At 41.6% G+C, this 13,275-nt stretch carries 12 protein-coding genes; 1 reads left to right on the forward strand and 11 read right to left on the reverse strand.

Annotated features, from left to right (window positions below; genetic code table 11):
- Positions 1–2 precede the first annotated feature (2 nt).
- The 11 genes from hisG to J0X14_RS13370 all read right to left on the reverse strand — a co-directional run bounded on the left by hisG (position 3) and on the right by J0X14_RS13370 (position 11,692).
- Entirely contained in the window at positions 3–860 is an 858-nt protein-coding gene (gene hisG / locus J0X14_RS13320) for an ATP phosphoribosyltransferase (RefSeq protein WP_207098290.1), read from the reverse strand.
- 202 nt (positions 861–1,062) lie between these two features.
- Positions 1,063–1,878 carry a prohibitin family protein gene (locus J0X14_RS13325; RefSeq protein ID WP_207098291.1) on the reverse strand — a complete coding sequence of 272 codons (816 nt, stop codon included), beginning with the start codon at positions 1,876–1,878 and terminating at the stop codon, positions 1,063–1,065.
- Positions 1,879–1,887: 9 nt separating this feature from the next.
- Positions 1,888–3,921, reverse strand: a complete 2,034-nt coding sequence (locus J0X14_RS13330) for a VWA domain-containing protein (protein ID WP_207098292.1) — start codon at positions 3,919–3,921, stop codon at positions 1,888–1,890.
- Positions 3,922–3,927: 6 nt separating this feature from the next.
- Positions 3,928–4,677: a 3-oxoacyl-[acyl-carrier-protein] reductase gene (gene fabG, locus J0X14_RS13335; RefSeq protein ID WP_207098293.1), complete on the reverse strand. Its 750-nt coding sequence runs from the start codon at positions 4,675–4,677 to the stop codon at positions 3,928–3,930.
- Between the two features lie 105 nt (positions 4,678–4,782).
- Positions 4,783–5,655 carry a succinate--CoA ligase subunit alpha gene (gene sucD, locus J0X14_RS13340; protein ID WP_207098294.1) on the reverse strand — a complete coding sequence of 291 codons (873 nt, stop codon included), beginning with the start codon at positions 5,653–5,655 and terminating at the stop codon, positions 4,783–4,785.
- Positions 5,656–5,714: 59 nt separating this feature from the next.
- Entirely contained in the window at positions 5,715–6,650 is a 936-nt protein-coding gene (locus tag J0X14_RS13345) for a UDP-3-O-(3-hydroxymyristoyl)glucosamine N-acyltransferase (RefSeq protein ID WP_207098295.1), read from the reverse strand.
- A 5-nt stretch (positions 6,651–6,655) separates the two neighbouring features.
- Positions 6,656–7,222 carry an elongation factor P gene (gene efp / locus J0X14_RS13350; RefSeq protein ID WP_207098296.1) on the reverse strand — a complete coding sequence of 189 codons (567 nt, stop codon included), beginning with the start codon at positions 7,220–7,222 and terminating at the stop codon, positions 6,656–6,658.
- A 4-nt stretch (positions 7,223–7,226) separates the two neighbouring features.
- Positions 7,227–8,012 carry an acyl-ACP--UDP-N-acetylglucosamine O-acyltransferase gene (gene lpxA / locus J0X14_RS13355; protein ID WP_207098297.1) on the reverse strand — a complete coding sequence of 262 codons (786 nt, stop codon included), beginning with the start codon at positions 8,010–8,012 and terminating at the stop codon, positions 7,227–7,229.
- Entirely contained in the window at positions 8,009–9,424 is a 1,416-nt protein-coding gene (locus J0X14_RS13360; RefSeq protein WP_207098298.1) for a bifunctional UDP-3-O-[3-hydroxymyristoyl] N-acetylglucosamine deacetylase/3-hydroxyacyl-ACP dehydratase, read from the reverse strand. The genes lpxA and J0X14_RS13360 overlap by 4 nt, the downstream gene beginning before the upstream one ends.
- On the reverse strand, positions 9,411–10,442 hold the full coding sequence (gene lpxD / locus J0X14_RS13365; RefSeq protein WP_207098299.1) for a UDP-3-O-(3-hydroxymyristoyl)glucosamine N-acyltransferase: 1,032 nt from the start codon (positions 10,440–10,442) through the stop codon (positions 9,411–9,413). Before lpxD ends, J0X14_RS13360 begins: the two co-directional genes overlap by 14 nt.
- Before the next feature lie 23 nt (positions 10,443–10,465).
- Entirely contained in the window at positions 10,466–11,692 is a 1,227-nt protein-coding gene (locus J0X14_RS13370; protein WP_207098300.1) for an HD domain-containing protein, read from the reverse strand.
- Between the two features lie 36 nt (positions 11,693–11,728).
- Here J0X14_RS13370 and J0X14_RS13375 point away from each other — a divergent pair, with 36 nt between their 5' ends.
- Positions 11,729–13,273 carry a PglZ domain-containing protein gene (locus J0X14_RS13375; RefSeq protein ID WP_207098301.1) on the forward strand — a complete coding sequence of 515 codons (1,545 nt, stop codon included), beginning with the start codon at positions 11,729–11,731 and terminating at the stop codon, positions 13,271–13,273.
- Positions 13,274–13,275 lie beyond the last annotated feature (2 nt).

Below are 13,275 nucleotides of genomic sequence, written 5' to 3' on the forward strand. Positions count from 1 at the left end.
TTTTACATAACCATTTTTTCAATAGGACACACCAAAATGCCTTCGGCACCGGCTTTTTTCAAGGCATCGATAACTTCCCAAAAGGTATCGCGCTTAATGACAGAATGAACAGAACTCCAGCCTTCCTCGGCCAAGGGCAACACAGTGGGACTTCGCATACCGGGCAGGATGGAAATAATTTCATCCAATTTATCGTTCGGCGCGTTCAAAAGCACGTACTTGTTCTGCCTGGCCTGAAGTACGGATTGTATTCTGAACTGCATTTTCCTCAGGATTTCCTTTCGCTCTTCTGAAATCAATGGAGATACCGCCAAAACTGCTTCACTTTTCAAAATAACTTCGACCTCTTTTAAGTTGTTTTTGAACAGCGTACTTCCGCTGGAAACAATATCGCAGATACCATCGGCCAAACCAATATTGGGAGCAATTTCCACAGAACCATTAATGATGTGCAAATCAGCGGTTACCCCCTTTGATTTCAGGTACTCCAAAACCGTATTGGGATACGATGTAGCAATTTTCTTTCCTTCAAAATCCTGAACTGAATTATACTTCGTGGTTTTTGGCACTGCCAAAGAAACTTTGCATTTTGAAAAATTCAATTTCTCCGCTATGGAAATGTCCTGACCTTTTTCAATAAGTACGTTCTCCCCAATTATGGCAATGTCCACTACGCCATCCCGCAAGTATTGCGGGATGTCTCCATTTCGCAAATAGAACACTTCCAAGGGAAAATTACTGGAAATGGCCTTTAGCTGGTCTTTTCCATTGTCTATGGAAATACCACAGTCCTTTAAAATTTTGAGCGAATCTTCGTTTAAGCGGCCGCTTTTTTGGACCGCAATTCTAATTTTTGTCATTTTTCAATCTTTTTTACGAAAAATCAAATAGGCACAAAAAATAAACCCGTTTGATTTCTCAAACGGGTTAGAATATATCTTGATATACAACAATACATTTCTATCTCGCTTGAGGGCAAGTATAAAAATGGTGATGATGTACGTTTTTATTTCTCATTTCACTCCAAAAGTAGAATATATTTTTTTATCAAAAAAGCCTTATTTAGTTATTTCCCAAAATTAATGGCAATCCGTCATCCCCAGAACCTACAACAACGATTTTTGCATTGGGAGATTCTGAAAGCTTCAATGTGGCATCAATACCCTTGTCTTGAAGGATTTTATCCGTTAAGGAGGCGCTGAGAATTCGATTCGCGTCTGCTTTACCTTGTGCTTCAATACGTACTTTTTCGGCTTCTTTCTCAGCCGTGACCAGTCGAAACTCGTATTCCAACGATTCTTGTTCTTGCCGCAATTTACGTTCAATAGCATCCTTGATGGTTGGCGGCAGGGTTACATCCCTCACCAAAACTTCATTCAACTGAATGTACTGGTCATCCACAATTTTTTGGGTCTCCTCAAAGATTTCTTGCTGAATGGCATCTCGCTTACTGGAATATAACTGCTCTGGGGTATATCGCCCAACTACACTACGTGCCGCAGACCGGATTGCGGGAAGCAAAACACGTTCAATGTATTGTTCACTTTTCTCTTGGTGCAATTTACCAAGCTGGTCGTATTTGGGTTGGAACCAAACGGAAGCTTCCAATTTAATATCTAATCCATTGGATGAAAGTACGTTCATTTTTTCCAATCGCTCTTGTTGCCGTACTTCGTAAATGTATACGCGGTTCCAAGGCGCCACCAAATGAAAACCTTCCCCCAAAGGTGGTTCTTCAGTGACTACACCTCCTCCGAAATATTTATATAAAACGCCAGCTTCTCCCGAACCTATGGTTACGGTTGACCTAGACATAAATATGATTAGAATGATGATGCCCGCAATAGCAGGCAATGCAATTTTTGGTAATCTGTCCATATATATAGTTTATATTAATCCGTTATATTTTCTGATGAACCATTCCGCGGCAAGAGTCAGAACAATCAGTCCCAATAAAATACGGAAATCTATTAAAGATACAACATTTTGACGGCTCTTTTGAACTGGGAGATAACGCTGCGAAGTAGATAGATTGCTAATCAAAGAATCCATTTGGTTTGGATAATACATTTCCCCATTTGTTTTGTCCGCGAGCCGTTGTAATTTTGAATAGTTTGAAGAGATAAGTTGTTTTTCCGGATTGAAATCCAAAATTTTGAAGGACCCCGAACGTTTCAGATTGTCTCCCTCAACGGTTACTGTAAATTGATACTCTCCTGCCTCTAGGTCACTCAAGTCCACTTCATAGAAATTACCTTTGAGCAACATGGGCGATTCACGATTGAAACTGCTGTTGTTGCTTTGGATGGCAATTGAAATGGTGGAACCAGAATCAAACTGGTAGCTTTCATCAAAATACGTCGCACGGATTAGAGCCATGCTAGCATTGTCATAGACCAGCTCAAAATCCAATTCCAAACGGCTCCGTTGGTCACTACTGCCCAAGTACACCATGAGATTACCCATGAGTTCGTCAAAATTGCTGAAAGATTCCGTGTTGCGGTAGGTCTGCGCCCTCCACCTCCACATATTTTCACCAAACAGGGCGGCTTCCCGTTGCTTTCCCTCCGTTATGATAGCAAAGAGCGGCTGGTCTAACTCCACACCTTTAATCTGTTGGTAAAGTAGGGTTTCTCCATTTTTTAGTAGGTCGATGTTCCCTAAATTTCCCTTTAGCGGTGGAAAATTATCCACATTAAAATTGCCAAGACCAAAGGTGCCGAAAGCGTTGTTCAGAATCGGAAGTATATCTTCAGACTGATTGATGTTCTCCTTCACAAAACTTTGCTGGGTCCGATTCAGAAAATTCCAATCCGTTTTGGAGCCGGTGATGGTGAAAATACTTTTACCTGAATTGGCTACATAATCATAAACCCCTCTGAAATTTCGGGTGGGTTGATAGAGAATCAGAATGTCCGCGTCCTCTAAACTATTAGCCGAAGTATTTGGTTTTATGACGCTTACGGAACGCTGCTCATTGGACTCGATGGACTTTTTCAATGCGCCAATATCTGGGTGAAGGATATCCGAAACAATTGTCACATTGGTTTTTTCGTCAATGACCTCAATGGCAGTTTCTTTACTGTTATTGGCCCGATTTTTCTCATTATCTAAACCTTCAATCTCAATCTTTAGGGTCTTTACCCCTACACTTTTAGCTTCAATTAGGGTATTAAGGGTTTGGCTGTTTTTTGATGCGTCAAAATTTAAGCGTTGTTGATGCACACGGGTTCCATCCAAAGAAATGGAAACTGTTTTGGAAACAGGACGCGAACCCCGATACAAGATAGTGGTCTCCACGGGAAATTGATTGCGCAGAAAGGCATAAGTATTGATGTTGACCAATCCTACCGAAATATCTTCATACGCGGTGGTGTCTCCAACTACTACTGGATTTACAGATAAGTTTGCTCCAAGATTTATATATTCATAATCTCTGCCAAGGGTCTGATTTCCATCAGAAATTAAGATTACGGCATTGGTGCCGTTCACAAAAATCTCATCGGTGGTGGACAGTGCATTGGAAATATCCGTATTCCTTTGGTTAAAATGAAGTGAATCTGTTGCTTGCAAATTGGTTCCGAAGGCATATTGATGCATGGAAAACCGCTCGCTTAAGTCTTCATTGGTGGTCAACTGATTTACCAATTGGGATATTGAAGTTTCCGCTTGAGCATCTTCCATGGAAGAAGAATCATCTACCAAAACAATCAAATTGGCCTTTTCCAAAAAATAGTCCCGATTGATAAATTTTGGGTTTATCAACAACAGAAGTGCACAAAACAAGGTGATGAACCGCAAAGCAGCCAGCACGATTTTAAGTGAACCCTTTCTGGAATTTTTATAGAAATACTGATAAAATACAACAGTGAGCGCGGTAATCGCTGCAAGAATAATAAGGAGTACCGTGCTGAAATCCATCCACTGCTAAGTTAACATACCACCGTCCACGTTGAGCACTTGTCCGGTAACATAATCCGATAGGTCTGAAGCCAAATACAAGCACGCATTGGCTACATCTTCAGGGCTTCCCCCTCTTTTTAATGGAATGGCATCTCGCCAACCCTGAACGGTTTTTTCATCCAATTTATCCGTCATTTCGGTTTCAATAAAACCAGGAGCAATGGCATTGCAACGAATATTTCGCGAGCCCAATTCCAAGGCAACGGATTTGGTAAAGCCAATCATTCCAGCCTTGGATGCAGCATAGTTGGTCTGCCCTGCATTGCCTTTTACCCCAACAACACTACTCATATTGATGATAGAACCTTTGCGCTGTTTCAACATGGTGCGCTGAACGGCTTTGGTCATATTAAAAACGGATTTCAGATTGATTTCGATAACGGTATCAAAATCTTCTTCGCCCATTCGCATCAACAAATTGTCTTTGGTGATTCCTGCATTGTTGATCAACACATCGATTCTTCCTTCAAAATCTTCTAAAACCTGGGACACTAACTTTTCAGCCTCGTCATAACTGGCCGCATTGCTTTTGTAGGCTTTGGCTGTTACGCCCATGGCTGTCAATTCCTTTTCCAGTTCCAAAGCAGGAGCTTCACTGGAGCTATAGGTAAATGCCACATTAGCACCGTGTTTTGCGAAAACCTCAGCAATTCCTTTGCCTATTCCCCTACTTGCTCCTGTTATGATTACGTTTTTGCCTTCCAAAAGTTTCATATATGATGTGTTTGAATGGTTATCAACCAAATATAGTTGTTGTTTTATGTTTTTAAAGAAAAAAATCCCGCATAAAACGGGATTTAGAATAGTTTTAACGGTTGGTTATCCAACCACTTCTTTCACTTTTACGCCAATTTCAGCAGGTGAATCCACTACGTGGATACCACATTCGCGCATGATTCGTTTTTTAGCTTGGGCTGTGTCGTCGCTGCCACCAACAATGGCTCCAGCGTGACCCATGGTACGTCCTGCAGGGGCAGTCTCACCAGCAATAAATCCTACGATAGGTTTTTTACTGCCACTTTCTTTATACCATTTTGCAGCATCGGCCTCTAATTGACCTCCAATTTCACCGATCATTACAACACATTCCGTTTCTGGGTCATTAATCAATAATTGAACGGCCTGTTTGGTAGTGGTTCCGATGATAGGGTCCCCACCAATACCGATAGCAGTGGTGATACCCAATCCCTGACGAACCACTTGGTCAGCAGCTTCATAGGTCAGTGTTCCTGATTTGGATACAATCCCTACATGTCCTTTTTTAAAGACAAAACCAGGCATAATACCCACTTTGGCCTCTTCTGGGGTGATGACACCGGGGCAGTTTGGACCTACCAATGTGCAATCTTTTTCTTTAATATAGTCGTTGGCTTTCACCATGTCGGCAACGGGAATCCCCTCCGTAATTGTGATGATGACCTTGATTCCAGCATCAGCCGCCTCCATAATAGCATCCGCAGCAAACGCAGGTGGCACAAAAATAATCGTGGTGTCCGCACCAACTTCTTTTACCGCTTCCGCAACGGTATTGAAAACGGGTTTTCCCAAATGCTCTTGACCACCTTTGCCGGGCGTGACCCCACCAACTACATTGGTTCCGTATTCAATCATTTGCTCGGCGTGAAAGGTTCCTTCACTACCAGTAAAACCTTGTACAATTATCTTTGAATCTTTGTTTACTAAGACGCTCATATATTTAACTTAATTAGGTGCAAAAATAAACTTTGCAAGGGGTTTTGTCTATTGATTTTTTAATTCTTTTTCAATTTTTCAAGGATTTCCGGAATCTTTTTCACATGTGCCATCTGCTTCAGCTTTTCCCTAGCTTCCTCGGCGGGGCTTCCAAAGTAGGTAGTGTGGCCTTCCAAAGACTTGGCTACACCGGATTGGGCCAGTATTACTGCTTTTGTCCCTATGGTGGCACCACTGGTAATTCCAACTTGTCCCCACATGGTAACTTCATCCTCAACCACCACACAACCTGCAATACCCGCATGGGATGCGATCAAACATTTTTTTCCGATTATGGTATCGTGCCCTACTTGAATCTGATTGTCCAACTTGGAACCTTCCTTGATTGTTGTATCACCCGTAACACCTCGGTCAATAGTACATGATGCTCCAATGTCGACATTATCCTCAATCACCACTCTACCTCCTGAAAGGAGTTTATCAAATCCTTCAGGCCGGTTTTTATAATAAAAGGCATCTGCCCCAAGTACGGTGCCTGCATGGATAGTAATATTATTGCCAAGGATACAATTATCGTAAATAGTTACATTGGGGTGAATTACACAATTTTTTCCAATCTTCACATGATTCCCTATAAAAACGTTGGGCTGAATAATAGTACCTTCTCCTATTTCAGCAGTATCCGAAATAGATGCACTCGCACTTTGGAAAGGTTTGAAATGCTTGGTCAACTTATTGAAATCCCGAAAAGGATCATCGGAAATCAACAAGGCCTTTCCTTCTGGACAATCCACTTTTTTATTGATGAGCACCACGGACGCTTTGGATTGAAGGGCTTTATCATAATATTTGGGATGGTCCACAAATACAATATCGCCCTCTTCCACTACGTGGATTTCATTCATACCAAATACAGGGAATACATCCTCCCCAACGTATTCAGATTGAATAATCTCTGAAATCTCTTTTAAAGTGTGGACCTTAGGAAATTTCATTTTCCCTATTCTTTTGCGCGTTCCATGTAGGCACCTTTCTCCGTATCAATCTTGATTTTGTCTCCTTCATTGATAAACAAAGGCACATTGATTCGGGCACCGGTCTCCACGGTAGCAGGTTTTGTAGCGTTGGTGGCGGTATTTCCCTTAACGCCCGGTTCGGTGTGAGTTACTTCCAAAACAACGCTGGCTGGCATTTCAACCGAAAGAGGCATATTGTCCTCTGCGTTGAAAATGATAGTCACCACTTCACCTTCCTTCAATAAATCAGGAGCATCCAAATTATCTTTCGGCAATGCTATTTGGTTGTAATCTTCCGTGTTCATGAAATGGAAGGTATCACCTTCTGGATACAAATATTGGTATGAACGGGTTTCAACACGAACATCCTCAATTTTATGACCTGCCGAGAAGGTATTGTCGATTACCTTACCCGTAGTTACGCTTTTTAATTTGGTGCGGACAAAGGCTGGACCTTTTCCCGGTTTTACGTGAAGAAACTCCACAATTTTAAAAATGTCGTGGTTGTATCGAATGCACAACCCTTTTCGTATATCAGACGTGCTTGCCATATATTTAATTTGAACTAAAATAACCTTTCATGATTCCTCGTTGCGAATCGCGGATGAACTGAAGTATCTCATCGCGTTCTGGAGTAGCTTCCATTTCAGCTTCAATGATGGATGCCGCTTGGGAATTGTTATAATTTTGTTGGTATAGAATTCTGTAGATATTTTGAATCTCCCTGATTTTGTCCGCCTCAAATCCTCTTCTACGCAAACCAATAGAGTTGATTCCAACATAGGAAAGCGGCTCTCGGGCTGCCTTTACAAATGGGGGAACATCTTTACGAACTAAAGAACCTCCGGTAACAAAAGCATGATTTCCAATAGAAACAAATTGGTGTACGGCTACCATTCCTGCCAAAACCACATTTTGACCGATAGTAACATGGCCAGCAAGTGTGGAATTGTTGCTGAAAATACAGCCATCTCCAACTACACAATCGTGGGCTACGTGACAGTAGGCCATGATCAAACAGTTGTTGCCAATTACGGTTTTCATTCGGTCTGAAGTACCTTTATTAATGGTGGCACACTCCCTAATGGTGGTGTTGTCACCAATTTGAACGGTAGTATCTTCCCCTTGATATTTTAAATCCTGTGGCATGGCCGATATAATGGCGCCAGGAAAAATATTGCAGTTTTTTCCAATGCGTGCACCTTCCATGATGGTGACATTGGACCCAATCCAAGTGCCTTCGCCAATAGTCACATTGTTGTGAATGGTGGTAAAGGGCTCAATCACCACATTTTTGGCGATTTTGGCTCCAGGGTGTACGTATGCTAAGGGCTGGTTCATTCCGAATCGGTGTTTTTGGTTTTAACAATCTGCGCCATCAATTCCGCTTCTGAAACCAACTTGCCATTAGCGTAGGCATAGGCCTGCATGTGGCAAATTCCCCTTCGGATGGGTGAAATCAAATCGCATTTAAAAATTAAAGTATCGCCGGGAACTACTTGCTGTTTGAACTTTACATTATCAATCTTCATAAAGAAGGTCAAGTAGTTTTCTGGGTCTGGAACGGTGCTCAGCACCAAAATACCTCCCGTCTGCGCCATGGCCTCCACTTGCAGGACCCCAGGCATTACTGGTGCTCCAGGGAAATGCCCAACAAAAAAGGGTTCGTTCATGGTCACATTTTTTACACCGACCACATGGGTATCTGAAAGCTCCAAGATTTTATCCACCAATAAAAACGGTGACCTGTGTGGTAACATGTTCATGATCTGTGTGACATCCATCAAAGGAGTTTGGTGCAGGTCATACGTGGGAACCTTGTTGCGCTTTTCTATCTTAATGATTTTGGACAACTTTTTGGCAAACTGGGTATTTACAAAATGTCCAGGTTTGTTGGCAATGACTTTTCCACGAATCCGAGTACCGGCCAAGGCCAAGTCCCCTACTACATCCAACAATTTATGTCTGGCCGCTTCATTGGGGTAATGAAGGGTAAGGTTGTCCAATATGCCATTGGGTTTTACAGAAAGCTTCTTTTTATTGAAAGCCTTTTCCAATTTTTTCATGGTAGACTCAGAAATCTCTTTATCCACATAGACAATGGCATTGTTCAAATCCCCACCTTTGATTAAGCCATGCTCCAAAAGCATTTCCAACTCATGGAGAAAACTAAAGGTGCGGGCATCGGCGATTTCCTTCTTAAAATCAGACATCCTCTCCAAAGTAGCATTCTGGGTACCTAAAACTTTGGTACCAAAGTCTACCATGGTGGTTACTTGGTAATGTTCTGAAGGGATTACCGTGATTTCACTTCCAGTAGTTTCGTCTTTATAGGAAATGACATCTTTTACGATGTATTCTTCACGTTCTTGATCCTGCTCCACAATACCGGCCTCTTCCAAAGCTTTCACAAAAAATTTGGAGGAACCATCCATGATGGGAGGTTCAGGGGAATCCAATTCTATAAGGACATTATCAATGTCCAAACCAACCAGAGCAGCCAAAACATGCTCCGATGTTTGGATCTTCACCCCATTCTTTTCCAGGTTGGTACCACGCTGAGTATTGACAACGTAGTTGGCATCTGCCTCAATAATAGGCTCACCTTCCAAATCTACCCGTTTAAAGGCAAATCCGTGGTTTTCCTTTGCGGGCAAAAAACTCATGGTAACGTTCTCGCCAGTGTGTAATCCCACTCCTTGCAGGGTTACTTTCTTTTCTATGGTGCGTTGCTTATTGCTAGTTTTGTTCACCTTCAACCTTTTTTTCGATGTTGGAGATTTGATTTACCAGTTTTGGTAAATTTTTAAAGTGTACATAAGATTTATTGAAGTCGCCGTAGTTTAATGCTGGGGATCCTTGAAGGACTTCATCATCCTTTACATTTCTGCCGATACCGGATTGTGCTTGAATCTTTACACGGTCCCCGATGGTTATATGGCCTACAATACCTACCTGTCCGCCAATAAGGCAATTCTTTCCTATTTTGGTAGATCCTGCAATGCCTGTTTGTGCAGCAATGGCGGTATGCTCACCAATTTCAACATTGTGGGCAATCTGGATTTGGTTGTCCAGCTTAACCCCTTTTCTCAATATTGTTGATCCCAACGTGGCACGGTCAATAGTGGTTCCGGCACCTACGTCTACGTTGTCTTCTAAAATAACATTTCCGGTTTGGGGCACTTTACTGTATTCGCCGTTGGCATTTGGAGTGAAACCGAAGCCATCCGCTCCAATAATTACCCCACTATGTATGGTGCAATTGTTACCAATAATGGATTCAGAATATATCTTGGCTCCGGCAAAAATCATTACATCATTGCCAATGGTAACATTATCCCCTATATATACATTCGGATAAACTTTTACATTCTTGCCAATCTTAACATTATCGCCCAAATATGAAAAAGCACCCAAATAAAACCCTTCTCCATAGTTGGCACTTTCAGAAATGAAAACTGGGTTTTCTATCCCAACTTTGTTGTTCTTTACCTGATTGTAGTACTCCAATAGTTTGGAAAAGGACTTGTAGGCATCGTCCACTTTGATCAATGTTGTGGACAAGGATTGTTCTGGGATAAAATCCTTGTTTACAATGGTAATAGACGCTTTTGTGGAGTATATATAGGAGGTGTATTTTGGATTGGCCAAGAAGGTCAGTGAGCCTTTTTCACCTTCCTCAATCTTGGATAATTTATGAACAGCGATTTGAGGATTTCCCTCAACTTCACCCTCTAGTATTCCGGCAATTTGGGTCGCTGTAAATTTCATTTGTGCAAAAGTAACAAAATTTGTTAAACAGCTTCTTTAGGGTAGCAGCTATAATATTTGATTACGGTAGTGGACAATGCTTTTAAACTGAGTTGATCGGATTCTTTGAGCACATCGGTTATCTTCCCATTCTTTTTAAGAATGTTAATGGCTTGTTGTTCTTCACTATAGGCCTTATTTGATATTTCTCCCTGAAATACAAAATTGGCGGCATCCTCTTCTGAAAGATCGTACATTTGGGCGATTTCCTCTAACTTTTTTTCCATTTTTTGTGAGTCTACCGGGCGTTTTTTTATTTTGATGTGCAACAGCTTTCGGTCCAATAACATTTCACACATTTTTGAGAGTACAAAATCAGGATGGGAACGCCAAGATTTCACTGCACCCAAAATGTCCACATCGTCCAATTGGGCAAAAACTGACAGTACTTCTTTATCGAAAGCGGCGTTACCATTCTTTTTCAGGAAGAAGAGCAAAGACGGGCTTCCTTCCAACTGGTTTCCTTCAGATAAAATCTTTCGGGCACGCTGCATGATTCGAACCAATATCTGCTCCGCCACCAACCCGGTTTTGTGTAAGTATACTTGCCAGTACATAAACCTCCGAGCCATCAAGAACTTTTCCACGGCATAAATACCCTTTTCTTCTACTACCAAGTTCCCATTGGTAACATTGAGCATAGAAATAAGCCGTTCGGAATTGATGTTTCCCTCGGTTACACCGGCATAAAAACTGTCCCGTTTCAGGTAGTCCATACGATCCATGTCGAGTTGACTGGAAACCAACTGATTCATAAAAGGTTTTGGGTAGTCCCCTTCAAAAATGGCAATGGCAATATCCAATTGACCATTAAACTCGGTATTGAGTTCCTCCATGAATCTTAAGGAAAGGGATTCGTGGTTCAAATCCTTCACCACAAAGCCTTCCAGTGCATGGGAAAAGGGACCGTGACCAATATCGTGAAGCAAAATGGCACAAAGCAAACCAGTTTCCTCCTCCTCAGAAATAGTTACGCCCTTTAATTTTAGAATCTGTATGGCCTTGTCCATAAGATGCATGCTTCCCAGTGCATGATGAAAACGGGTATGGTGCGCTCCCGGATATACCAAATAGGACATTCCCATTTGGGAAATTCGGCGAAGCCGCTGAAAATAGGGATGCCCTATCAGCTTAAAAATAAGTTCATTTGGAGTTCCAATAAAACCGTAAATTGGATCGTTAAAAACGTTAAGCTTATTGGTTTTTACCAAGGAAGTTTGTTTTAATGCCACAAAGATAACTACTATATGAACAAGATTACAATTCTTTGGGTCGATGATGAAATTGATCTGCTAAAACCGCACATTCTTTTTCTGGAGAGCAAAAATTATAACGTAGTCACTAGCCAAAGTGGGCAAGATGCTTTGGAGGAGTTACGAAATTCTTTTTTTGATATTGTTTTTTTGGACGAAAATATGCCTGGAATCTCCGGTTTGGAAACTCTCAATGAAATAAAAAAGTTTGATGCTTCCATTCCCGTGGTCATGATCACCAAAAGCGAAGAGGAATATATTATGGATGAGGCCATTGGTTCCAAAATTGCCGACTACCTGATAAAGCCCGTAAATCCCAACCAGATATTATTGTCCCTGAAAAAGAGCTTGGATAACTCCCGATTGGTTTCGGAGAAAACGACTTCGAGCTATCAACAAGAATTTCGGAAAATTGCCATGGACCTATCCATGGTAAACAGCTGTGAAGAATGGACAGAGCTGTATAAAAAGTTGATTTATTGGGAACTGCAATTGGAGGAAATTGAGGATTCTGGCATGTTTGAAATTTTGGAATCGCAAAAAGTGGAGGCCAATTCCCAGTTCAGCAAGTTTGTGGATAAGAATTACACCAGTTGGTTTAAGGGTGGTGATGCCCCCATTATGTCTCATACCTTATTCAGAAATAAAGTACAACCGGAATTGGAGGGGAACAAAACCTTGTTGGTGGTCATAGACAATCTTCGTTATGATCAATGGCTGGCTTTTGAGGAGACCCTTTCCGTGCATTATAAAAAGAAGCAGGAAAGTGCCTATTTCAGTATTCTTCCAACGGCCACACAATACGCCCGGAATGCCATTTTTTCGGGTTTGATGCCTTTGGATATGGAAAAAAAACACCCAAATTGGTGGAAGAACGATACCGATGATGGCGGAAAAAACCTTTTTGAGTCTGATTTTTTGGGAGCACAGCTAAAACGCTTGGGCTTAAATCTTAAATGGGAATACCATAAAATCAGTAATCTAAAACAAGGAAAACAACTGGCGCAGAATTTCAAGTCGCAAAAGAACAATGACCTAACTGTTGTGGTTTATAATTTTGTGGACATGCTTTCCCATTCCAAAACCGAAATGGAGGTGGTGAAGGAACTAGCCTCCAATGATAAGGCCTATAGGTCGCTTACCTTGAGTTGGTTTAAGAACTCGCCACTTTTGGAAATCATTCAACAAGCGCAAAGCTTGGGAATGAAACTCATCTTGACCACAGATCACGGGACCATCAACGTGAAGCAACCTTCCAAGGTTATTGGAGATCGTGAGACCAGTCTTAACCTCAGGTACAAAACGGGGAAAAGCCTTACGTATGAGGACAAGGATGTACTCGCCTCGAAAAATCCCCAAGACATCCACTTGCCCAACATCAATCTTAGCAGCAGCTATATTTTTGCCAAGAACGACCTCTTCTTTGCTTATCCCAATAATTACAATCATTATGTGAGTTATTACCGAAACACCTATCAACATGGCGGGGTATCTTTGGAAGAAATGATTGTTCCTTTTGTAGTTTTGGAGGCAAAATAAAT

The organism is Allomuricauda sp. CAU 1633 (assembly GCF_017313225.1).
Lineage (GTDB): Bacteria > Bacteroidota > Bacteroidia > Flavobacteriales > Flavobacteriaceae > Flagellimonas.

Excerpts from the sequence above, each read along its gene's own strand:
- J0X14_RS13345 (WP_207098295.1), bottom strand. The coding sequence starts at position 6,650 with ATGAAATTTCCTAAGGTCCACACTTTAAAAGAGATTTCAGAGATTATT.
- J0X14_RS13330 (WP_207098292.1), bottom strand. The coding sequence starts at position 3,921 with ATGGATTTCAGCACGGTACTCCTTATTATTCTTGCAGCGATTACCGCG.
- efp (WP_207098296.1), bottom strand. The coding sequence starts at position 7,222 with ATGGCAAGCACGTCTGATATACGAAAAGGGTTGTGCATTCGATACAAC.
- J0X14_RS13325 (WP_207098291.1), bottom strand. The coding sequence starts at position 1,878 with ATGGACAGATTACCAAAAATTGCATTGCCTGCTATTGCGGGCATCATC.
- J0X14_RS13375 (WP_207098301.1), top strand. The coding sequence starts at position 11,729 with ATGAACAAGATTACAATTCTTTGGGTCGATGATGAAATTGATCTGCTA.
- fabG (WP_207098293.1), bottom strand. The coding sequence starts at position 4,677 with ATGAAACTTTTGGAAGGCAAAAACGTAATCATAACAGGAGCAAGTAGG.
- sucD (WP_207098294.1), bottom strand. The coding sequence starts at position 5,655 with ATGAGCGTCTTAGTAAACAAAGATTCAAAGATAATTGTACAAGGTTTT.
- lpxA (WP_207098297.1), bottom strand. The coding sequence starts at position 8,012 with ATGAACCAGCCCTTAGCATACGTACACCCTGGAGCCAAAATCGCCAAA.
- hisG (WP_207098290.1), bottom strand. The coding sequence starts at position 860 with ATGACAAAAATTAGAATTGCGGTCCAAAAAAGCGGCCGCTTAAACGAA.
- lpxD (WP_207098299.1), bottom strand. The coding sequence starts at position 10,442 with ATGAAATTTACAGCGACCCAAATTGCCGGAATACTAGAGGGTGAAGTT.